At 43.5% G+C, this 23,829-nt stretch carries 19 protein-coding genes; 17 read left to right on the plus strand and 2 right to left on the minus strand.

What is annotated here, in order from left to right:
* Positions 1-347: 347 nt before the first annotated feature.
* Genes DMB45_RS10405 through mnmA form a run of 6 tightly spaced genes read left to right on the plus strand, consistent with a single transcriptional unit; the run spans position 348 to position 6,073 of the window.
* Positions 348-1,238, plus strand: coding sequence for a S66 peptidase family protein (locus DMB45_RS10405; protein ID WP_041505083.1), 891 nt, complete (start codon positions 348-350; stop codon positions 1,236-1,238).
* A 35-nt stretch (positions 1,239-1,273) separates the two neighbouring features.
* Positions 1,274-3,043 carry a gamma-glutamyl-gamma-aminobutyrate hydrolase family protein gene (locus DMB45_RS10410; protein ID WP_041504442.1) on the plus strand — a complete coding sequence of 590 codons (1,770 nt, stop codon included), beginning with the start codon at positions 1,274-1,276 and terminating at the stop codon, positions 3,041-3,043.
* Between the two features lie 28 nt (positions 3,044-3,071).
* Positions 3,072-3,704: an NUDIX hydrolase gene (locus DMB45_RS10415; RefSeq protein ID WP_041504229.1), complete on the plus strand. Its 633-nt coding sequence runs from the start codon at positions 3,072-3,074 to the stop codon at positions 3,702-3,704.
* Positions 3,705-3,706: 2 nt separating this feature from the next.
* Positions 3,707-4,180 carry a gliding motility lipoprotein GldH gene (locus tag DMB45_RS10420; protein ID WP_041504228.1) on the plus strand — a complete coding sequence of 158 codons (474 nt, stop codon included), beginning with the start codon at positions 3,707-3,709 and terminating at the stop codon, positions 4,178-4,180.
* A gap of 18 nt (positions 4,181-4,198) precedes the next feature.
* The gene (gene trmB, locus DMB45_RS10425) at positions 4,199-4,951 is read left to right on the plus strand and encodes a tRNA (guanosine(46)-N7)-methyltransferase TrmB (RefSeq protein WP_041504227.1); all 753 of its coding nucleotides are present in this window, start codon (positions 4,199-4,201) and stop codon (positions 4,949-4,951) included.
* 39 nt (positions 4,952-4,990) lie between these two features.
* A complete protein-coding gene (gene mnmA / locus DMB45_RS10430) occupies positions 4,991-6,073 on the plus strand; it encodes a tRNA 2-thiouridine(34) synthase MnmA (RefSeq protein ID WP_041505081.1) in 1,083 nt (360 codons plus the stop codon).
* Positions 6,074-6,255: 182 nt separating this feature from the next.
* Here the strand turns inward: mnmA and DMB45_RS10435 are convergent, their stop codons facing one another.
* The gene (locus DMB45_RS10435; RefSeq protein ID WP_041504225.1) at positions 6,256-7,233 is read right to left on the minus strand and encodes a D-alanine--D-alanine ligase; all 978 of its coding nucleotides are present in this window, start codon (positions 7,231-7,233) and stop codon (positions 6,256-6,258) included.
* A 94-nt stretch (positions 7,234-7,327) separates the two neighbouring features.
* Between DMB45_RS10435 and DMB45_RS10440 the strand changes: the two genes are divergently transcribed.
* The 11 genes from DMB45_RS10440 to DMB45_RS10490 all read left to right on the plus strand — a co-directional run bounded on the left by DMB45_RS10440 (position 7,328) and on the right by DMB45_RS10490 (position 21,415).
* Positions 7,328-8,743 (plus strand): MATE family efflux transporter, encoded by a 1,416-nt coding sequence (locus DMB45_RS10440; RefSeq protein WP_041504224.1) that lies wholly within the window; start codon positions 7,328-7,330, stop codon positions 8,741-8,743.
* A gap of 313 nt (positions 8,744-9,056) precedes the next feature.
* On the plus strand, positions 9,057-9,995 hold the full coding sequence (gene mdh, locus DMB45_RS10445) for a malate dehydrogenase (protein ID WP_041504223.1): 939 nt from the start codon (positions 9,057-9,059) through the stop codon (positions 9,993-9,995).
* Between the two features lie 201 nt (positions 9,996-10,196).
* Entirely contained in the window at positions 10,197-11,333 is a 1,137-nt protein-coding gene (locus DMB45_RS10450; RefSeq protein WP_041504222.1) for a hypothetical protein, read from the plus strand.
* A gap of 2 nt (positions 11,334-11,335) precedes the next feature.
* Positions 11,336-12,346, plus strand: a complete 1,011-nt coding sequence (locus tag DMB45_RS10455; RefSeq protein WP_052634791.1) for a Kelch repeat-containing protein — start codon at positions 11,336-11,338, stop codon at positions 12,344-12,346.
* Between the two features lie 466 nt (positions 12,347-12,812).
* Positions 12,813-13,247, plus strand: a complete 435-nt coding sequence (locus tag DMB45_RS10460; protein ID WP_041504440.1) for a retropepsin-like aspartic protease — start codon at positions 12,813-12,815, stop codon at positions 13,245-13,247.
* Positions 13,248-13,343: 96 nt separating this feature from the next.
* On the plus strand, positions 13,344-16,328 hold the full coding sequence (gene secDF / locus DMB45_RS10465) for a protein translocase subunit SecDF (protein WP_041504221.1): 2,985 nt from the start codon (positions 13,344-13,346) through the stop codon (positions 16,326-16,328).
* Between the two features lie 236 nt (positions 16,329-16,564).
* Complete coding sequence (locus tag DMB45_RS10470) at positions 16,565-16,813, plus strand: (2Fe-2S) ferredoxin domain-containing protein (RefSeq protein ID WP_041504220.1); 249 nt, start codon at positions 16,565-16,567, stop codon at positions 16,811-16,813.
* Complete coding sequence (locus tag DMB45_RS10475) at positions 16,804-18,522, plus strand: [Fe-Fe] hydrogenase large subunit C-terminal domain-containing protein (protein WP_041504219.1); 1,719 nt, start codon at positions 16,804-16,806, stop codon at positions 18,520-18,522. The genes DMB45_RS10470 and DMB45_RS10475 overlap by 10 nt, the downstream gene beginning before the upstream one ends.
* Positions 18,523-18,535: 13 nt before the next feature.
* Positions 18,536-19,720, plus strand: a complete 1,185-nt coding sequence (locus DMB45_RS10480; RefSeq protein ID WP_041504218.1) for a SpoIIE family protein phosphatase — start codon at positions 18,536-18,538, stop codon at positions 19,718-19,720.
* Between the two features lie 32 nt (positions 19,721-19,752).
* Positions 19,753-20,007, plus strand: a complete 255-nt coding sequence (locus DMB45_RS10485; RefSeq protein ID WP_041504217.1) for an NAD(P)H-dependent oxidoreductase subunit E — start codon at positions 19,753-19,755, stop codon at positions 20,005-20,007.
* Positions 20,008-20,017: 10 nt separating this feature from the next.
* The gene (locus DMB45_RS10490; RefSeq protein ID WP_237143304.1) at positions 20,018-21,415 is read left to right on the plus strand and encodes a monomeric [FeFe] hydrogenase; all 1,398 of its coding nucleotides are present in this window, start codon (positions 20,018-20,020) and stop codon (positions 21,413-21,415) included.
* A gap of 217 nt (positions 21,416-21,632) precedes the next feature.
* On the opposite strand, the gene DMB45_RS10495 is transcribed toward DMB45_RS10490, so the two are convergent.
* Positions 21,633-23,786: a cation:proton antiporter gene (locus DMB45_RS10495; RefSeq protein ID WP_041504215.1), complete on the minus strand. Its 2,154-nt coding sequence runs from the start codon at positions 23,784-23,786 to the stop codon at positions 21,633-21,635.
* Positions 23,787-23,829 lie beyond the last annotated feature (43 nt).

Consider the following 23,829-nt stretch of genomic DNA (forward strand, 5'->3'; position numbering starts at 1 on the left):
CTTCTTCAGTCCTCGATCGTCAAGAATCCAAAATCACCTAATCTCTTTAATCTTTGAATCTACAATTTACAATCGTCCATCTGCAATCGCAAAGGGGATAACTCTTCCGGGACTCGCCATGCTCGGACAATCCGTCGTCCGGTCGCTCCTAAAAGCAAACACGACGCTCGCCGTCCACTATGTATGCCCCTTCGTTTTTATCCCCGCTTCTTCAGTCCTCGATCGTTAAGAATCCGAAATCACCTAATCTCTTTAATCTTTGAATCTACAATTTACAATCGTCAATCTACAATTGTCAATTTACAATTAAAAATCTTATCTTCGTACAAAAATAAACACGTTCAATTATGTTACGACCTATATATTTACAACCGGGAGATAAAGTCGCTTTGATTTCCCCGGCGGGAGTTCCGAAAACAGACAACATTGACTATGCCGTAAACTTATTGCGTTCCTGGGAACTTATTCCGGTTTTAAGCAAGCACATCTACGCCCGAAACGGCCAACTCGCCGGAACGGATCAAGAACGATTAGAAGACTTACAGGTTATGCTCGATGACGACGAGATACGGGCTATCTGGTGTACGACAGGAGGATACGGAACTCTTCGTCTCGTCGAAGAAGCCGATTACTCCACCTTCCAGGGAAATCCCAAATGGATAATCGGGATGGACGACATCACCATTCTTCATGCAAAACTTCATTTTTTAGGAATCGAGAGTCTACACGCCTTTATGCCGGAAGATTACTCGATGACTTCACCGGAGGCGATGACTCAACTGAGAAATTTCCTGTTCGGAATCATTTCTTCATATTCCATCCCAGCTCACCCGTTAAATCGAACCGGATTCGCTGAAACGGAAATGGTCGGAGGCATGTTGAACTGGGTACACAGCTTACATGATACCAGTATAGATCATAATACGAGGGGAACCATTCTTTTCATAGAAGAGAAAGCAGATAATATATACGACATCGACCGCAGCATCCAATGTCTGAAATATGCCGGGCAATTACAACACCTTCAGGGATTAATCGTGGGAGAATTCGCGGAAAACGAAAATCCCGGATTCACAGAAGAGGTTTATCACCTTATTCGAAAGGCAGTGGAAGAGTACAGCTATCCGGTTTGTTTCGGATTTCCCGCAGGACACATTCGGAATAATTTTCCGGTTATATTAGGAGCCGATACCGTACTTTCCGTAACTCCTGAAAATTGCGAGATTCGTTTTACTTAATCATGAAATTAATTTTAGTAATATTGTTCAATCTAATGAATACACCTATCTATCCGGCAAATCTTAAAATTTTAAACGATGCCATCGATAACCGAATTTCAAATAACGATCGTCCTTTGATCGGTATCTCTTCCAACTTCAAGGAAGACAACTCTTGCATTGATAATACCTACGTACACTCCATCCTGCAAGCAGGGGGAATCCCCCTGTTGATTCCCATGCATACGGACATCGATTCCCTGAAGGATATTGTTTCCCGGTTGGACGGACTTATACTAACAGGCGGCGGAGATATAAATCCGCTATATGCCAGCGAGGAACCGATTCCGGCTCTGCAGGAGATGGATGCCGCCAGGGACCAATACGATTTTACACTCGTAAAATTAGCTGCGGACCGAAGAATTCCGGTGTTCGGCATATGCCGCGGACACCAAATCATTAATATCGCCTTGGGGGGCACCAATTACCAGGATATCTATTCCCAGTGCCCCGGAAAACTCCTCAAGCACAGCCAAAGCTTGAACAGGGAGTACGGATCTCATTCCGTAAACATTGAAGAAGGAAGCGTACTCGCCGACATATTCCGCCAAAAAAGCATAATCGTCAACTCCTTTCACCACCAAGCGATAAAAGAGGTGGCTCCCGGATTCAAGGTAACGGCAACCTCCCCGGACGGAATCATCGAGGCCATGGAAGGCATGCCGGAATATCCGATATTCAGCGTACAATGGCATCCGGAAAAAATGGCCCCTCTTCCCAACGAACAAATGCTCGGATTATTCCGCCATTTCATGAAAGAAGCCGACCTGTTCAAGCGGGCAAAAGCGGTACACAAAAGAAGTTTTATCATCGATTCCCATTGCGACACCCCGATGAAATTTACGGATGACTTCGATTTGGGAAAACGTACCTCTTTTACAAAGATCGATCTTCCCAAGATGCAAGAAGGAATGGTTGACGCCGTATTTATGGTCGCTTATCTAAAACAGGAGGATCGGAGCGAAACAGCCTCCCGGGCTGCCACCCAAAAGGCAATCGACATTCTTTACAAAATTGCGGAACAGGTGGAGCGGAACGCCGACCGGATCGGCTTAGCCTATACGTCGGACGATCTGATCCAATTAAAGAATGCAGGCAAGAAAGCCATTTTCTTGGGGATCGAAAACGGTTATGCAATCGGAAAGGAGATACGCAACTTAACACTTTTCAAACAGATGGGAATATCCTATATTACTTTATGTCATAACGGAAGCAACGATATTTGCGATTCTGCCAAAGGCGAGGAGGAACACAACGGATTAAGCGAATTCGGGAAAGAGGTTGTCCGGGAAATGAACCGTTTGGGAATTATGATCGACATTTCCCACGCCAGCGAGAAAACGGTTTACGACGTACTGGAAACAAGTAAAGTTCCCGTCATCGCCTCCCACTCTTCTGCCAAAGCCCTTTGTGATCATCCCCGTAATTTGACGGACGATCAGATCAAAGCGATTGCGGCAAAAGGGGGTGTCGTACAAGTATGTTTATACAATTGGTTTATCGGTAAGCAACCGAATCCGAATATTTCAGACGCCATCGACCATATCAATCACATCGTTCGCCTCGTGGGAATAGACCACGTGGGTATCGGTACGGATTTCGACGGCGACGACACGGAAAAGCTAAAGGGCTGCAAGGCTTCCAACGAATTGATTTCCTTAACGGTAGAATTACTCCGCCAGGGATATACACCTGAAGAGTTGGACAAACTATGGGGAGACAACCTATTGCGGGTTCTGAACCAGGCGCAACAATATCAAGAGTAAAAACACCCGTAAAAAACAGCAGAAAAAAGTGACACTATCCCATATACAAGAAAAATTAGACCAGACCCTTCCCGGCGAAAAAGCACACATTCGCATGGCCCCCTATCCCAAATTTATCGAAGGGGTCGACGGAATACACACGGTTCCCCCGATTAAAAGTGCCGTTATGATATTGTTGGTACCCTATCGGGACGAGTGGGCTATTCCGTTTATCAAACGCGGAGAAGCCGGAAAATACCACGGAGGACAAATGGCCCTCCCCGGGGGAAAAAGCGAACGGGAAGATATCAATAGCCGAAGTACGGCCCTCCGGGAGTGTCAGGAAGAGATCGGCGTACCTCCCGAAGAAGTGACGATCATGGGAAGGTTAAGCGATGTTTATATCCCTTTGAGTAACTTTAATATTACGCCGTTTGTTGGAACCACACCGAAAATACCTAATTTTGTGCTCTCGAAAAATGAAGTGGAAGAAGTGGTTCTCGTCCCGTTAAGCGAGCTATTCGACGACAGGAATAAAACTTCCCTCTCTTTTTTCCGTCACGATTATGAAATCGTCGCTCCCGGTTACAGGGTCAGGGAACATTTCATATGGGGAGCGACAGCCATGATGATCGCCGAATTGGAATATTTGCTAAAAGAGGATGTAAAACCGTTTAGATAAGAATGAAGAATAAGATCTGTTGTTGGATAATATTACTGGGATGCACAGGATGCCATTTAGACCTCTCTTCCTATAAAAGCTACCGCACCTTATCAAAAGAGAGATGGATACGGGATAGTGTCATCGCATTTAAAGCACAGGATCTGGTTCCCGGAGAATACCAACTGAAAATCGGACTGCGGCACACGACAGACTATATGTACGCCAATTTAAGGTGTTTCCTGTCCATCCACCGCAACAATCAACCGATCAAAATAGACACGATCAACCTCATTCTGGCCGATGATAACGGAGATTGGTTAGGAGACGGGATGAAAGGTTTGAAAACAATTATTCAGCCTGTCGGGAAAATTGCCCCGCCGGACTCATGCTGCAGCTATACCTTCTACTTGTGGCACAGCATGCGAAATAAGGAGTTAAAAGGAATAAAAAATATAGGCATCGAGTTAGAGGCTTTCGGCAATACAAAAGAGTAATTTTTCAAATAAGAATACATGGGAAAAAACAAATTAGCCAAATTCGCTGAAATGGAGACGCTGGAAAACGTTTTCCAGCCTACTCACGAAGAGGTTTTTCGTACCGAATACGTGCTTAGAGGAAAATGGAACGAAACGGTATTCGGAAACGACCACCCGATCGTGTTGGAAGTGGGTTGCGGGAAAGGAGAATACACGGTAGGCCTGGCCCGGTTGTATCCCGAAAAAAATTTTATCGGATTGGATATAAAAGGAGCCCGGATGTGGACCGGTGCCAAAGCGGCTCAGGAACAACAACTGAAAAATGCGGCATTTCTCCGCACGCACGCCGAAGTACTGGAATCTATTTTCGCAACGGACGAAATCTCGGAAATCTGGATTACCTTTCCCGATCCGCAAATGGCTAAAGCGAGAAAACGACTGACCGGTACCCGCTTTTTAGCACTATACCAAAAAATATTGAAACCCGACGGAATCATCCATTTAAAAACAGATAGTCCTTTTCTATACCGTTACACGGATGAGGCAATCCGGGTAAATCACCTGCCTTATTTCGTCAACACGGATGATCTGTATCATTCCGGATATAACGATAAGATACTGAATATAAGAACTTTTTACGAACAACAATGGCTTGCACGCGGCAAAACGATAAAATACCTGCAATTCACATTAGAACATGCGACGGAATGGATTGAACCCGATATCGAACTGGAAAAAGACGATTACCACAGCGAAGCCCGGTTTATGAATAAAAAAGTCAACCCGTAACAGAAGGAATGTTCACTTCCTTTCACTAATCAACATCATATGGGAAAAAGAGTTTTAATGGCCATGAGCGGAGGAATAGACAGTACCGTCGGAGCCATGCTGCTGCAAGAACAAGGATACGAGTTGGTCGGAGTAACCTACCGGGTTTACGATCAGATTGCACAAGGATGCCTGGAAAAAGAGAAAGGGTGTTGTAGTGTCAACGCTCTTTTTGAAGCCAAAAACATGGCCCGTCAATTAGGATTCGAACATCATATTTTGGATATCCGAAAAGAGTTCGACGCCTTAGTCATCCGGAATTTCATCGACGAGTACCTGCATGGCCGTACTCCCAACCCCTGTGTTCTTTGCAACTCCACCATAAAATGGGGGAAACTGATGGATATGGCCGATTCCCTCTGTTGTGACTATATCGCCACCGGACATTACGCCCGCATCGGTCAGGAGAACGGACGTTATTTTCTCCGGAAAGGCATAGACGAAAGCAAAGACCAGACCTATTTTCTATGGTCGCTCACGCAGGAAAACTTAGCCCGGACAATTTTTCCGTTAGGAGAACTGACCAAACCCGAGGTGCGTCGGATTGCCCTGGAACGGGGATACGAACAACTCTCCCGAAAAAGCGAAAGCCAGGAGATCTGTTTTATTCCGAACAACGATTACCGCACCTTTCTAAACGAAAAGGTAGAAAATTTTACGGAAAAATACGGCCCGGGGCTTTTCGTCGATACCTCAGGTAAAAAATTAGGAGAACACAAAGGATTCCCGAACTACACCATCGGCCAACGAAAAGGATTGGGTATCGCTTTGGGACACCCCATGTTTGTCGTTTCCATCGACGTTGAAAAAAACGAAGTCGTTTTAGGAACCAAAGAAGAACTTCAAGGAAAAGAGTTTTATATAAAAGAGGCGAACTTAATGAAATATCCCTCGCTTCCCCCGGGCTTCGAGGTCACGGCCAAGATTCGTTACCGCAACCAGGGAGCCCTCGCCTCCGTCTATCCTGAAGGAAAAAAATTCCGGGTGGTTTTCCGCGAAGGCATGGATTCCATCACCCCCGGACAAAGCGCCGTCTTTTACGAAGGAACAGATGTCGTCGGGGGAGGAATCATTCGATTATAGACTAACGGATTCTATGATTTAATGATTCTGCGATTTAGTGATTCGATTTTAATCCCGAAATCGTCAATCACCTAATCTCTCAATCCCTTCATTGTAAATTTTAAATTGTAGATTGTAAATTAACGATTGCAGATTAAAAAAACAATACCCAATTTACAATCTACAATCGTCAATCTTTTCAATCACCGAATCATTAAAGAGTCGTCAATTATTTTCGTGAATATATCCCGTATGGAACCGCCCATAGCACGGACCATCTTGGGAATGAAGCTATTGGAGGTCATACCCGGAGTGGTGTTTACCTCTAACATAAAAATCTCGTTATCCCGCACGATATAATCGACACGAATAATTCCCCTGCAACGCAGGATGTCGTAGACAGCGGAAGATAAGCTTTTTATCCGGTCCGTCAACTCGTCGGGTATCGGAGCGGGAATGATCTCATCGGCCATTTTGGGGTCGTATTTCGCCTCAAAATCGAAAAATTCCTTTTTAGAAATGACCTCTGCAATAGGCATCACCAACTCCATGTCCCTACCCTTCACCACGCCACAGGTAAACTCCGTGCCGTCGATAAAACTTTCGATCAACACCTCATGGCAATGCTCAAAAGCCTTTTTTAAAGCAGCTTTCATCTCTCCGGTCTCTTTTACTTTCGATATACCGAAACTGGAACCGTCGGCATTGGGTTTTACAAAACAGGGAAGACCGACTTCCTCAATAATCTCTTCTACCTCATACTCCATTTTCTGGGTCAACAATACCGAATTAGCCACGTTTACCCCAAAACTTTTCAAATAGGTGTTACAGGTATGCTTGTCGAAAGTCAACGCGGAACAAAGCGTATCGCATCCCCCGTAAGGAACCCCCATCATATCCAAGTACCCTTGCAACATGCCGTTTTCACCGGGATTTCCGTGTATCGTTATATAAGCAAAATCAAAAATTACTTTTTCTCCGTCCTTCGTGAAAGAGAAATCATTCTTATCCACGGGATAATTCTTCTCCCCGATCACCACATGCCAATCCCGCCCTTTCAACAACATCAAATATTTATTATATCGGGTTTCATCGATCATTTCATATACATAACTTCCCGACTTTATCGAGACCACGTACTCGGAGGAATTGCCTCCCGCTATTACCACAACATTTTTCATCCGTCAATAAATTTGTAAACTCACGGACAAAAGTATAAAAAAGAGTTAGACTTTTAGCAAAAGGTTTATACTTTTGCAACTCTAAAAAACGACTATGGCTCAGACAAACGATCTTACTCGGGGAAGTATCAGCAAAGGCATATGGAGCATGGCCATTCCTTTGATTACCGCCTCATTCGTACAGATGGCTTACAGCATGACCGATATGATCTGGCTGGGACACCTGGGTAGTGAGAGTGTCGCCGCCGTCGGGGTTGCCGGATTCTTTACCTGGCTTTGCAATGCGCTCTCTTTTATCAGTAAGATCGGAGCCGAAGTCACCATCGCCCAATCTTTGGGAGCAAAGCAAAGAACCCGGGCCAGAATTTATGCCAACCAAGCCGCTCAATTATCTTCCATTATCGCTTTACTCTACGCCTGCTTTATCTGGTTTGCTGCCGATCTGCTGGTGGGTGTATTCCACCTGGAGTCCGACATCTCCTCCCTATCGGTCACCTACATGCGCATCATCGTCCCCGGTATCTTTTTTACCTTCAACAACAATACCTATAGCGGGCTGTACAACGGGCAGGGAAACAGCAAAACACCGTTGAAGATCGTGGCTACGGGTTTGTTATGCAATATCGTCCTCGATCCGCTTCTGATCTACGGGTACGGATTTATTCCGGCCATGGGTACCGCCGGAGCTGCTATCGCTACCGTATTTTCCCAGCTCGTTGTCTTCTCTATCTTTATCAGGAACCTCTACTTAAAGGAATCTTCCATCGGAAAACTCTATTTTATTACCCGGTTAAGAATCCGTTTTACCAAACGAATTGCCCTATTAGGATTACCGGTCTGTATGCAGAGCGGACTTTTCGCCATGTTCTCGCTCACGTTAGCCACCGTGGCCGCCCAATGGGGACATATCGGGGTCGCCGTACAAAGCGTGGGAGCCCAGATCGAAGCCGTTACCTGGATGACCGCTGCCGGATTCTCCACGGCACTTGCCGCTTTTGTCGGACAAAACTACGGGGCACGCGACTACATCCGGATCAAACAAGGGTATCATTATACCCTTAAATTAGCCGTCAGTATCGCTTTCTTCGCCGGAGCCGCCTTTTTATTCGGCAGCAGAAGTATTTTCAGCGTATTTATCAACGATCCCGCCACCTTAGATGCCGGAAGCGACTACCTGAAGATTTTGGCCATCTCGCAAATATTCTCCGCGATCGAGACCGTCACGGCCGGAGCATTCAACGGATGCGGCCGCACTACTCCTCCGGCTATCGTGGGTATTCTCCTCACGGGAGCCCGGATTCCCATGGCCTATTACCTCATCACCCTCCCCGCTTTGGGACTGAACGGTATCTGGTGGAGTATCTCTTTTTCCAGCGTGCTGAAAGGCGTCGTATTAGCCGTCTGGTATCACTCATTCCAAAAGAATTTACCCCGTATCCGCTTCCATTCCATCGGTATCCTCGGACGCATGCAAGCCGTTGCCACCCGTCTCTGGCAACAATTCAATTGAAATCCTCCCTTGACAGCATTTCCAGAATAACGACCGACTTCTTTCAATTTAACGAAAAGAGAAAAATAGATTCTAAAACAGACGAATAAAACGACTAATTCATACGGTTTCCATCCCTATACTTTTTTTTCAAAACCCCTGTCCCGAGTAAGAAATAATATATCCGACCAAGATATCTCTATTATTACAGAAAAAATTCTGTAATTTTTCGGTATAAAGATTGTTGATGTAAAAAATAAGGTATACATTTGGGTCGGCATTAAAGCTGACACTAAATAAAACAGGATAGTATAACAATAAAAAAATTGCAAAAATGAAAGTTACAGTTGTAGGAGCAGGAAATGTTGGTGCTACTTGCGCCAATTGCATCGCCGAAAAAGACATCGTCGGCGAAGTGGTTCTTTTGGACATCAAAGAAGGTGTTTCAGAAGGAAAATCTTTGGATATGTGGCAAACCGCTCCGATTAATCTTTATGACACCCGTATCAAGGGAGTTACCAACGATTACGAAGCAACCAACAATTCGGATGTAGTAGTCATCACTTCCGGTCTTCCCCGCAAACCGGGTATGAGCCGCGACGACTTGATCTCAACCAACGCCGGTATCGTAAAATCAGTAACCGAAAATATCATCAAGCACTCACCGAAAGCCATCATTATCATCGTTTCCAACCCGTTGGACGTGATGTGTTATTGCGCTTACCTGACTGCCAAAATCGACTCTTCCAGGGTATTCGGTATGGCCGGTATTCTGGACACGGCCCGTTACAGGGCTTTCTTAGCCGAAGCGTTGAATGTTTCTCCGAAAGACATTCAGGCCTTGTTGATGGGTGGTCACGGCGACACCATGGTTCCGCTTCCCCGTTACACGACTGTCGGCGGTATCCCCGTTACCGAATTGATTGAAAAAGAGAAGTTGGATGCCATCATCGAAAGAACAAAAGTGGGCGGTGGCGAACTGGTAAAACTGATGGGAACTTCCGCCTGGTATGCCCCGGGTGCCGCTGCAGCTCAAATGGTCGAAGCCATCATCCGCAACCAAAGACGGGTATTCCCTGTTTGTGCCATGCTGAACGGCGAATACGGCATGAAAAACATCTATTTGGGTGTTCCGGTCATCTTGGGTAAAAACGGTATTGAAAAAATTATCGAAGTTTCCTTGAACAAAGAAGAAAAAGCTTTGTTGGAACAATCGGCTAAAGCCGTGAGATCCGTAATGGATGTTTTGGACAACATGAAAATCTTTAACTAACAATAATACTTCACGATCATTCTGTTAGAACCGTTCCGGGGTACCGGAACGGTTTTTTGTTTACGCAAAACCCATTATTGATCTATAATGATATAATATTTCATACGAATATTGTTTGATATAATATTTTATCTATTATCTTTACACTTAATTTACACCAACAATGATATTATCATCACCAATGATAAAAATTCATATATCATGAAGAAAATCAATTCAATCAAACTGTTTACATTATTATTTACAATTGGATTATTCCATTGCTGTACAATAAAAGAAGAAGGAATTGCCAACGCGACACCCTCTCCATCAGAAATGAAAATAACAAATGGGATATTAATTTTACCTAATCATAAAGTATTAACTTCAATTCTTAATGATAAGATAGAAATATCCACAAATAATTTTGTAACTAAATTTACTTCTCAACAAAATCTATTGGACGAAATTATTGCAGCCGAACGTAAACAAATGGATTATTTAGATCAACTAAGCGGAAAAGCATTGGAACAAGCTCCGAAACATAGTGACACTTATAACGAAGCACTAAAAAAAGGGGTCATAAGAAAAGTATTCTATACCGATGGATCATCTTCCTACGATCTTAACCTTGCTGCTCCATATTATGCAAAAGTAGTCAATAATGAAGGCTTCTTTGCCGTCAATGACACCATATTCCAAGTCACAGCAAATCAATTCAAAATATGGTTTCAAGGTGATATCCAAAACACCAAACTCCTATCTGAATGCAAAATCTCTGATCCTAAAAAAAATATTCTCGTATATGATTATACTTCAAAACCACAAGCTCGTACAATATCTTTCCCTGCATCTCCACCCAATATTACATCTGGACTATCAATCATAAAAGACAATAAACGATATTCTTTTGTTTATTATGACAAAATGGCCTTAGCTCTTCCAGACAACTATATTAGAGAACTGTACATGCGTGCCATTGGACAAGAAAAAATTAACGGAACAAATTCTTATAATTTTAAATCGTTTGCTTTCAAAATAGGCATAAAGTTAACAACTGAGACAAATGGTGTTAGAAGTAATGAAATCATTCTATACTCGTTCAATACAGGGTCAAATGTATGGTTTACCATCTACCCGTCTTATAATTTATTTTTAGACGGAAAGAATCCCGTAACAACAAATGAACCGTATACATATGTTTTAACCGCCTATCCATATTTAGAGTTAACTGATCCGGTAGCTTTTAGCATGCTTGGTTTCACAAGATCTTCCATTTCGGACGTTTTTTTCAGAAATATTGAACGTGGAACCACTTCAACTTATGAAGTTAAAGACTTTACAGAAATACCTAATTAATCATGCCTCAATATTTTTTTTACATGTTTTTCTTCCTCTTTCTTATCGCATGCGATAAAGAAGAGATAAAACCGTCCGTTCCCCAGGGAAACTGGGAAAAAGGAAGAGCGCCCTCGATAGAAGCAAGGAACGAACCTGTTATCTTCACCGTAAACGAGGAGATTTGCCTGGGATTAGGACATTATAATGCCCTTTGGCCACAACACTTCAATCAATTCGTAAATTTCGATCTGAAGTCGGGCTGGAACCCCAACAAACACCTTCCGCCTTTTCCCGGTAAAGGCAGAGGAGAAGCTGTTGCCTTTACCATCGGGCATAAAGCCTACGTGGGTTTAGGCTATACTTTTTACTCGACAGACGATCCTTCGGCAGGATATTTTACGGATTTTTGGGTATACGACAGTCAGGAAAAGACCTGGACACGGTTGCCCTATGATTTTCCGGGAGTTCCCCGCCAACAGGCAGTCGCCTTTAGCCTGAACGGGAAGGGGTACGTGGGGAGCGGACTGTCGGCAGAGCGTAAAATCTTGGGAGATTTTTACGAATTCGATCCCCCAACGGGCTGGAAACGTATTGCCGATATCGACGAAAGACGTTACGGAGCCACCGCATTCGTTGCCAACGGAACGGCATACGTCTGCCTCGGAAAAACAGAGAACGGTTATATCCGTCATGTAACTAAATTCATTCCGGAAACCAAAACCTGGAAAGGCATTTTCACGACGGTTGCCACGGAAGAAGGCCCGATATGCATAAACGCCGCCTCTTTCGTCATCCGGCAAAACGGCACCGACTATCCCTATATCGCGGGAGGGGCAAAAACCGATACTCCGACCGAATACAAACCGTTATCCGACTGCTGGGGCTTAGATCCCAAAATAGAAACTTGGGTAAAGGTCGCCTCATTTCCGCATCCTGTCAGTAAAGGAATAGGGTTTACCAAAGAAGGAATAGGATTTATTCTATCCTTGGAGGAAGACTCCATGCAAACTTGGGAATTTGTCACCCACTAAATTAAATCCGACAATTCCATCTTCGATTTCCGGGTACTCCTCCGTTTTCGTGTCCGGAAATCTATTTCAAAGCCGATACCACGACCAATCATAACGTTAAGGAAGTGAAAAAAGAACCGTATCAAACCGCAAAAGATAAAACACCACAAACTATTTCAAGGATACCTTACCGAAATCATTGCCGCTCTTTTCTTCCCGTACATCATCCGGGAAAATACGAAATACGACAGAATAAACTCGGATATTACTTTATCAGTACAAGACAAAGCGAAGTAGATTCATTACCGTAAGGCAGATAACGGTCATAACGATACGAATTTCACCCTATTTTTTACAACCGTTCTAATTACTATTATTTTACGAATCCGGGAAAGTCAATTATCCTCTTTTATCTTCATAACTATTTCTTTTTGAAATTAACATCTTGATTTTTCGGATTTCGCCGAAAATGTTTATGTTTGCGTTAATGAAAAGATATGAAGTAAAAGTACCGATAGAGGTGGTAGAATTGGAAGAGAACAGCTTTCATATCATCACCGTGTTGCAGATCGGCAGTTTAGAGGGAGATTTTATTATTGATACAGGTGCTTCCGTCTCGGTTATAGACAAATACACCCCTTTCAATTACGAACCGGTAGAAGATGCTTCGGAAATAAATTCCGGAGGAGTAAACGGAGAAATCAACGAGGTTCAGTTGGTAAACATTGCCGCATTGCAAATCGGCGATCATACCCTTGAAAATGTTCATATGGCCCTGATAGACCTGCAATACGTGAATTCTTTATACGAAAAACACCTCCAACGAAGAGTTGCCGGGCTATTAGGTTGCGATTTTTGTGTGAAATACAATGCGGTCATCGATTATGAAAATAAGGTATTAACATTAAAAGTATCTGTCTAAGTGTGCCGATATTTAAAAAAAATGTTATACTTTTGCGCACTAAATAACAGTTAAAAGAATTATTGGAGCTTAAGTAATTATAAAATTATTAAACAAATGCAGAATAAAGGAGCGATCACATTACTCGCTGTTGCCTTGGCATTGGTGAGTCTTTATCAGTTGTTTTTTACTTATAAAACAAACCAGGTAGAGAAGGCGGCAAGAGTATTTGCACAGGGAGACCCGGGCAAAGAAAAAGCCTATTTGGATTCCATTGCGAATCAACCTGTTTACAATTTTCTGGGAATAGCCAAATTCACTTACAAAGAGTGTAAAGAGCTGGAATTAAATTTAGGTTTGGACTTAAAAGGCGGTATGAACGTGACCATGGAAGTCGATGTGGCTGACGTGGTAAGAAGTTTAGCCAACCATAGTGCGGATCCCGCGTTTAATCAGGCTATCAACGAAGCTATTAAGATGAGGGTTTCCAGCCCGAAAGATTTCGTAACTCTTTTCGGTGAGGCTTTCGAAAAAATTGCCCCGGGAGCACAACTGGCTTCTCCGGCTATATTCGGTACGCACGAAATGAAAGAAAAAATCAAAATCGGAGCCACGAATAAAGAGGTGCTGGACATCATCAGAAAAGAAGCGGACGGAGCGATAGATAACACATTCAACATCTTACGTACCCGTATCGACCGTTTCGGCGTAGCTCAACCGAATATTCGGAAAGCCGATATATCCGGAAGAATCGTTATCGAGTTACCGGGTATTAAAGATCCGCAACGGGTAAGGGAGTTATTGCAGGGAACCGCTGCCCTTGAATTTTATGAAACCTATGACAATCCTGAATATTACCAATATTTAGTAGCAGCCAACGACAAATTGCGGGAAGTATTAGAAGCTCAAGGAGCATTGACCGAAAGCGCAACGGCTACCCCGGAAAAAACAGAGGCGGATCAAGCGAAAAGCGAAGACAAGGAATCAGCCATTTTAAGTGCCTTGAAAGAGGGACAAGACTCTTTGGCCAACACGTCAGAAAGCGAATTTTTTAAAAACAATCCTTTGTTCGCCGTTCTTCAACCCAACATCACCCAACAAGGTCCCGGCAACGGATCTACGGTAGGTTATGCCTTAGTAAAAGATACCTCCAAAGTGAACAAATACCTGGCAATGCCGCAGGTAAGAGCCATGTTACCTCGTAATTCCCGACTTTTGTGGGAAATGAAAAGTGTAAACGGAGCGGTCGCCTTGCACGCTATAAAAATCACCACCCGTAACGGAAAAGCCCCGTTGGAAGGTGATGCTATCGTCGATGCCCGCAAAGATTTCGACCAATCGGGAGCTCCCGTTGTCTCCATGAACATGAACGGAGAAGGAACCAAAACCTGGGCCAGACTGACAAAAGAAAACATCGGACATTGTATTGCTATTGTTTTGGACGGTTTAGTAGCTTCCTCTCCTAATGTAAACGACGAAATCAAAGGCGGTAGCTCTCAAATTTCAGGTCGTTTCGACGTAAAAGAAGCGGAAGACTTGGCCAACATTCTAAAATCCGGTAAATTACCCGCTCCTGCCCGGATCATAGCCGATGAAGTAGTCGGACCGTCTTTGGGACAGGAAGCCATCCAATCCGGTATGTGGTCATTCATCATCGCCTTCACACTGGTATTGGCTTACATGTTATTCTTCTACAGCAAGAACGCAGGTTTGGCCGCCGATATCGCTCTATTCGCCAATCTATTCTTCTTGTTCGGTATCTTGGCTTCTATCGGGGCCGTATTAACGTTACCGGGTATTGCCGGTATCGTATTGACGATGGGTATGGCGGTAGATGCCAACGTATTGATATATGAACGCATACAGGAAGAGCTACGTTCGGGCAAGGGATTGAAGTTAGCCATCAAAGAGGGTTACAACAACGCCTACTCTGCCATTATTGACGGTAACCTTACCACTTTGTTGACCGGTTTTATCCTTTATTATTTCGGAGAAGGTCCTATTAAAGGTTTCGCCACGACATTGATCATCGGTATTCTCTCTTCTCTGTTCACAGCTATCTTTATCACCCGTCTGATACTCGAAAGGGCCGCATCAAAGAGCGATAACGTAACCTTCACCACAAGCGCTACGGCCAATTGGTTGAGAGACACGAAATTCCCTTTCCTGAGCAAACGGAAGATCAGCTATACATTATCCGGAATCGTTATCTTAATCTGCTTCATATCTCTGTTCACGAGGGGATTGGACAAGGGTATCGACTTCGTGGGAGGTAGAACTTATACCGTCAGCTTCAATGAAAGCGTACGGGTCGATGATGTCGCTTCCAGCTTAGAGAAAGTATACGGAAGTGCTCCGGAGGTAAAAACATTCGGTACGGCCAATCAGGTAAAGATTACGACCAAATACAAAATCGACGAGAACGGTGCGGATGTAGATGCGGAAGTAGATTCACTTCTATACGTGGGGTTACAGGAATACATACCCGCCGGAACAGACTACCCGACTTTCCGCGATGTCAATTTACAGATGTCACAGAAGATCGGACCGGCCGTTGCCGAAGACATGACAAGAGCCGCTATCTGGTCCGTTCTATTCGCACTGGTCGGAATATTCCTTTACATTATGATCCGGTTCTCTAAATGGCAATATGGTGCAGGAGCTGTCGTCGGCTTGGCACACAATACCATTATCGTTATCGGTATGTTCTCCCTGTTTGCCGGTATTCTTCCCTTCTCGTTGGAGGTAGACCAGGCATTTATTGCGGCAATTCTAACGGTAGTAGGTTATTCCATCAACGACACGGTAGTCGTGTTCGACCGTATCCGCGAATACCGGAAACTATACCCGAAACGGGACGATGAAATCGTGGTTAACGATGCATTGAATTCGACTTTACGTCGTACATTCAGTACCTCATTATCTACCATCGTCGTATTGTTAGCGATTTTCATCTTCGGCGGTGCATCTATTAAAGGATTCATATTCGCCTTGTTAATCGGTATCATTGTCGGAACTTACTCTTCTTTGTTTATCGCCACTCCCATCTCTTTCGATTTGAGCCGGAAGTTCGATAAAAAAGAGATAAAAGGAAAAGAATAAGTACTTATAAACGAAATACAAAAGGTACTGTCCCATGAAAAAGGACAGTACCTTTCCTTTTTAAAAACATCCGGTAATTTTGCCCTTAATTTCTCTTGCGAGGGGAAAAAACTTACAATCTGAAACCAAATCAAGGGAAATCATATTAAAATTACAAGATAATTGGTTTTATTACAAAAAGAATTATACTTTTGTAGCGTGGATGGCATCTATTCGATAATCAAAGTTTTACAATTATGGCAAAGCGTCAAATCAGAATTTGTTTAGGTAGTTCTTGCTTTTCCAGAGGAAACAACACGAACCTGGGAATCATAAAAAAATACCTGAGCGAGAATCATTTGGAGGCAGAAATCGATTTCTGCGGTCATCTCTGTGAAGAACTATGCAGTAAAGGACCGATTATCAGAATAGACGATAAAGTGTATGAAGAGGTTAATCTCTCCCGTTTATATAAAATCTTACAAGAGGAGTTCCCATGCAACTAAGACCTATTTACACCGTACCGGACAACTGTCAGGATTGTTATAAATGTATCCGGGAATGTCCCGTAAAGGCAATCCGCATCGAAGACAATAAAGCTTCTATCATCGAAGACCGTTGTATTTATTGCGGGCATTGTACACAAGTATGCCCGACCGGAGCGAAAAAAGTACGGGACGGACTTACCCGGGCAAAGCTGACATTGGAGAAGTATCCCAAGGTCATTCTGTCCTTGGCCCCGTCATACGTGAGTGAATTTGAAGGTATCGCCGCCAATGTCCTTATTGCCGCCATCAAGCGTTTGGGGTTTACGGCCGTTTCAGAAACCGCTTTGGGAGCTGAAATTGTTTCCGACCGGACGGAAAAATTCTTGGAACAGGCCGAAAACGGTGTTTATATCTCTTCTGCCTGTCCCGTGGTTGTCGAGTACATTCGCAAATACTCTTCCGAGCATGTGCGGAATATCACCCCCATCGTTTCCCCGATGCTGGCCCACGCTAAAATTTTAAAAAAGATATACGGAGAAGATATAAAAATCGTCTTCGCGGGACCCTGTATCTGTAAAAAATTAGAAGCCGACTACTTCAACAACTTAGTGGATGTTGTAATCACATTCAAAGATTTGAAAGAATGGTTGGAGAAAGCGGAAATCAACTTAAAAGATAAGGCTTTAGAGCAATCCGAAGAAAAATTCGTTCCTTACCGTTCCGGTCTCGGAGCCTATTATCCGATTGAAGGAGGTATGTTACAAGGAATGCATAAACCGAAAAAGCCCGTCCACAACATGGCCTTTTCCGATTTATCCACGATAAAAGACGTCCTCAAACATTTGGATTCTCAGCGTAAGGAAGACTCTATCTTTTTGGAATTGTTGGCTTGTAAAGGCGGCTGTATCAACGGACCGGCCAAATTGAGCCATGTGTCTCCCGCTTTAAAACGGTATGAAATCATACATAAAGCCGACTTAGGTAATCCGAAAGAAGACTTCAAAGACATCGACTTACAAATTCTGTTCTGTAAAGACCCTCATATTGTAGAGCACCAATACACGGAAGAAGAGATTAAACAGGCTATGGCCGTCGTGGGGAAGAACGGGCCGGAAGACGAGCTGAATTGCAGCGGTTGCGGTTACGATTCATGCCGGGATTTTGCCATCGCCATGTTGGAAGGACGGGCCGAAGAGAACATGTGTGTCTCCTACATGCGAAAAATCGCCCATGATAAGGCGACAGTGCTTTTACAAAAAATCCCAGCCGGAGTCCTGCTCGTCAACGCGGAGCTGAAAGTGATGGACATGAATCAAAGGTGTGCTACGCTGATGGGGGAAGATATCGCTTCCATTTATGAAGTGGACCCCGGTTTATACGGAGTGGATTTAAAAAATATATGTTCTTTCGAGGATCTGTTCAGAGCTGTTCTCACCACGGGCAAAGAGATCACGGAACGTCAGATCCGGGAGGACGACAAAACCTGGATCTTGTCCATTTACAACATACAGCCTCATCGGTTGGTATTCGGTCTATTGCAAGACTTGAGAGAGCCTGGCGTACAAAAGGAGTGGATGCTGGAAAAGACGCAGGAAGTGATAAAAAAACACATGGAGACCGTGCAGCAAGTGGCCTGCCTGTTAGGAGAAAATGCAGCATTCACGGATGCCACCTTGAGGACAGTCATGGAAGCCTATAAAAAGCAAGATGATCTGACAACCCTTTAAAAAACACTATCCCTTGAGAAACAACGGTAATTTCATAGAGGTCGAGTTCTTTCAAAAGAATAAAGCAGGCAACGTAGTCTGCGGAGATTGTTTTATGTCTCAAAAATTGAAAGGGGAAGGAAGGGTTATCAGCGTATTATCGGACGGATTGGGTAGCGGCATTAAGGCATGTGTTCTTTCGACCATGACAGCCACTATGGCCATGCGTTTTACGGCTATGAACGAAAGTATCCTCAAAACATCTACCTCTATCATGAATACCCTCCCCCGGGATATGGTCCGAAAGATCAGTTACTCCACCTTTTGTATCTGCGACATCGATTGCTTTGGGTATGTCAAAATCATCGAATACGAATCTCCCTCCTTCTATCTATACCGGAAAGGAGTATTTGTAAAGGTCCCCAAACAAAAGATCCCCGTTGAACGAGAAGATCTGGACAATACCTATCTTTGGATTTCGGAATTCAATTTAGAGAAAGAAGACCGGATTATATTCTTCAGCGACGGAGTCAGCCAGTCGGGAATGGGAACCAACAGGATGCCTTTCGGATGGGAAGACGGGGCAAAAGAGTATATTGCCAAATTGGTAGAACAAAAAAACGATATTTCAGCCAAAGAATTGGCTCACAAGATTGTCATTCAAGCCGAAAAAAACGACGGTTACAAATTAAAAGATGACACGAGTTGCTGTGTCATCTACATGAGAAAGCCCCGCAATCTCCTAATTTGTACAGGTCCTCCCTACGACGAAAAGAATGATAAGTACCTGGCCAGCAGAGTACGTGAATTTCAAGGAAAGAAGATCCTTTGCGGGGGGACGACAGCCACCATTGTTTCCAGGGAACTCGGGGCAAAGATGGAAATCGACATGAACATCGTGGACAAGAACCTCCCTCCTATTTCCAGGATGGAAGGAGTGGATTTGGTAACCGAAGGAATATTGACGCTGAGCAAGGTGGAACGCATACTCACCGCGAATGAAAATGAACATCCCAAAGAGTACGGCCCGGCTGAAATGTTAGTAAAATATTTATTGGATAGTGATAAAATCACACTTTTAGTAGGAACAAGAATCAACACGGCACACCAAGACCCCAATCTGCCGGTTGAATTGGAAATCAGAAGAAATGTAGTAAAAAAAATAAAATATTTATTAGAAACAAAATATTTAAAAGACGTGGAGATTATGTATATTTAGCGTGTAAAATCTCTAAATAATCTACAAGGGCTATGAAAAAAATCGATTTGAAAATATGCATGGGTACCATGTGTTACGTAATGGGAGGAGCCGAGTTAAAAGATGCTATCGATTCTCTTCCCCAACACATCAAAGAACATTTAAACATTAGCTATTCTCCATGTCTCGGTTGCTGCACGGAAAGGCAGGAACCGCCGTTTATCGAATTAAACGGGCAAATAATAGCAGGTGTTAGTAAAGTTAATTTGATACAAATAGTTAAAGAAGAAGTAAGAGATGTTGTATGATAATTTTGCAATGCTCACGAAACGTGAGCTGCTGATTAGAATCGTAAAGCTATTAAAAGAAAAAAATTTAGTTGACGGGGTTAAATATATCCCGGTGGAAATGAGACCCAGGAACAAAAAGCCGATCAAATGTTGCGTGCATAAAGACCGGTACATTTTGAAACACAAAGTGATCTCCATTCTCGGTTTCGAAATTACAGACGAAGAGATCGACCTCATTCCATTGAGTGATTTTGCCCAAAAAGCGTTAGACAATAAAAACACGAAAGAGAACATACTCTCGGTAGTACACGAGGCATGCAGTGCTTGTATGCAATCGCAATATTTTGTGACCAACATGTGTCGCGGTTGCGAGGGACGTCCCTGTCTGATGAACTGTCCGAAAGCCGCCATCTCTTTCAAGGGAGGTAAGGCAACCATTACCCAGGAGGATTGCGTGAGTTGCGGACTTTGTTCCAAAGTCTGTCCTTACCACGCTATTGTCTACACTCCGGTTCCCTGCGAGGACGTATGCCCGGTGAAAGCTATCACCAAAGGCCCGGACGGAGTGGAACACATCGATAAGGATAAATGTATTTATTGCGGAAAATGTATGCAGACTTGTCCTTACGGAGCAATTATGGAACGTTCCAAGGTTATCGATGTATACAAGAGCATTTCCAACCCGGAGAAAAAGATCATTGCCATTCCCGCCCCGGCCATATACGGTCAATTCAACGCAAGTCCGGGACAAATACTGAATGCCATCAAACAAATCGGTTTCGATGAGGTTGTTGAAGTTGCGTTAGGAGCAGAAGATACTTCAAACAACGAATCGGCAGAATTTTTGGAACGGATGCACGAGGGTAAGCCTTTCATGACGACCTCTTGCTGTCCGGCCTACGTGGGATGGGTAAACAAACATGCCCCGATGCTGAAACCCTTCGTTTCCGATACCCGCAGTCCTATGGTTTACGCGGCACGCCGGGTAAAGGCTCAATATCCGGATGCTGAAGTGGTATTTATCGGACCGTGTCTGGCCAAACGTTACGAGGCCGAATCCGTACCCGAAGTCGACTACGTGATGAGCTTCGAAGAGCTGGGAGCTTTTATGGTAGCCTACGATATCAACGTGGAAAGTTGTGAAGAATTGCCGCTTAACCCGGAAGTGACTAAATTCAGCCGGGGATACGCACAAGCCGGAGGTGTTCGGGATGCCATCGTAAATGCCGTGGGGAACGGTTACACCACCCTATCTATAGAAGGACTGGACAAAAAGAACCAGACCAGCTTAAAGATGATGGCGAAAAAGCCGGAAGCTCAATTCGTCGAAGTAATGGCTTGCGACGGAGGATGTGTTAACGGACCTTGTTCTTTAGCTCCGCTAACTTTGGCCAAACGTCAGATCAAAAAAGCATTAGAAAAATAAATCCGAATAAAATAATGAAAAGAGCCGTCATTTGATGGCTCTTTTTTAGTATATCAATAGGCCGAAGCCTATTCAAATTGCAAACCAGAAGGATTCCATGATTATCGCTTAAACGGTTGAATGATTCAATTTCAATCACCCCATCATTGAATCACAGAATCACCCAATCACTTAATCCTCCTAATCTACAATTTACAATCGTCAATCTACAATTAAATCATTTATTTTTCTTGAATAACTTTCCCAGAACCTTTCCCATATCTTCCAGATTTTCGAAAGGTTCGGCATGAGGAATACTCTTGAATACTCCCACCTCCTGTTCTCCAACTCCCATTTGCATAGGATAAACCAAAATACAATTATTCTGAAAGAAATATTTATTAAGATAAGTCGGAACCTGTGTCATATTCTTAGCATAAGAAGGATAATTCTTACGGCTCATGACAATCATCAATGCATCGTTATCCCTTATATCCCGGGATATAATCAAAAAATCATCCCAATTATCAAATTCGTTGAAAATAGCATCTATCGGATGTTTCGCATGGGTCTCCTTCAAAACGGAAAGAACGGAAGAAGAAGCGTAAAACACCATTTTATTTCCCGTGTTTTTTCCGATATTCCATATCCTGACCAGCCAATAAGGGAAACCGATCTCCCGTTCCGCATGAAAAGGTATAACAACAATACAACGTTTCAAGGTTGAGAAGGGTTGGGAAGGACGATAGACAAAAGTCGTCGTCGCACATTTACTCAACACCCGATCCGTCAGATTACCTAAAAAAGTATCTGAGATCTGTCCCTCCTTACGGAGTCCTAATACAATATCCGTAATTTTATGTTCCTTCACGGCATTTTTAATACCGTTGGCCACATCATAATCATACCGCAATAAGGTTGTCAACAAATTATCGGTCGCCGCGGCGGTTTTCGTGGCTTTTTCCAATAATAGATTCGATCGCTTTTCAGCCGAGGAATCCGCATTATCCGATTGAATAATACTCAAAGCCGTCAAAGAGGCTTTTCCTTTTTTCGATTTTACGGTAACTCCCAGATTGATCAACTCCTCCACGTTCTCGATATTACTCAAAGGAATCAAAATACGATCTTCCGTATCATCACTATCCACAATCTCCTCTTCCGCCAAATCCGCCAAAGCCACTTCCTGTGCGCCTTTTTGGGTAGCGAAGGAAGCAATGATACAAGTTACCAATATCATTACAATCGTACCGTTTAACACGCTTTCGTTCAATAAACGAATCGGATCCCCGTTCGCATCCGTCCCTATGATAACCTGATAGCCTACTAATACCGCAGCTAACGTTGCCGCTGCCTGGGCATTCGTTAACCCGAACATCAAGACAAACTCCGATTTGGTATAACGAAAACTTTTATAGGCAAGCCAAGCAGACACGTATTTCGCAAGTGTTGCCACCACAACCATAACGGCGGCAACCCAAACTGTCGTCCAATCTGCTACGAACACATGAAAATCGACCAACATTCCCACTCCGATCAAGAAAATAGGAATAAAAAAAGCATTCCCCACAAATTCAATTCGATTCATCAGGGCAGAAGTGTTAGGGATCAGATTATTCAACGCCAACCCGGCTAAAAATGCCCCGATAATTGCCTCCAATCCGGCAGCCTCTGCCAAAAACGAAGCAAGAAAAACCAATCCTAAAATAAAAATATATTGCCCGATCTTATCATCATAACGCTTAAAAAACCAACGTCCTACAATAGGAAAAATAAAAATTACGACAGCAGCAAAGAGTATAGTAGAAACACTTAACCGAATCCAGAATTCATGAGAAAGAACTCCGTTGGACATTCCGACGATAACAGCCAGTACCAGCAATGCCAAAATACAAGTAACGATAGTCGCTCCGATCGTCACGTTTACAGCCCGGTTTTTCGTCACCCCGTATTTACTCACGATCGGGTAAGTAATCAACGTATGGGAGGCAAACATACTGGCTAACAAAATCGAGGTCGGATAGGAAAAATCCAACAAATAGACGCCGGCAGCCGTACCCATTAACATGGGAATCAAAAAAGTATATAAACCGAAAGTCAAGCCACGGACGCTGTTTTTCTTAAAATCAGCCATATCGATCTCCAATCCGGCCATAAACATGATATATAACAACCCCACCGTTCCGAAAAGAATAATACTGCTGTCCCTATCCATGATATGAAGTCCGTTGGGACCGATCAAAGCCCCGGCAAGAATCAAACCGATCAGATCAGGAATCTTTAACCGATGCAACAAAATAGGAGCCAGCAAAATAATAAACAAAATGACAGAAAAAATCAGCACCGGATTATTCAACGGCAAAGTAATCCCCAACAATATCTGAATCAGCATAATTATTATATTAATTAAATGGAATTCCGTTTTTCTCAACAAA

The sequence above is a fragment of the Sanguibacteroides justesenii genome (assembly GCF_003204205.1).
GTDB classification, from domain to species: Bacteria; Bacteroidota; Bacteroidia; order Bacteroidales; family Marinifilaceae; genus Gabonibacter; species Gabonibacter massiliensis.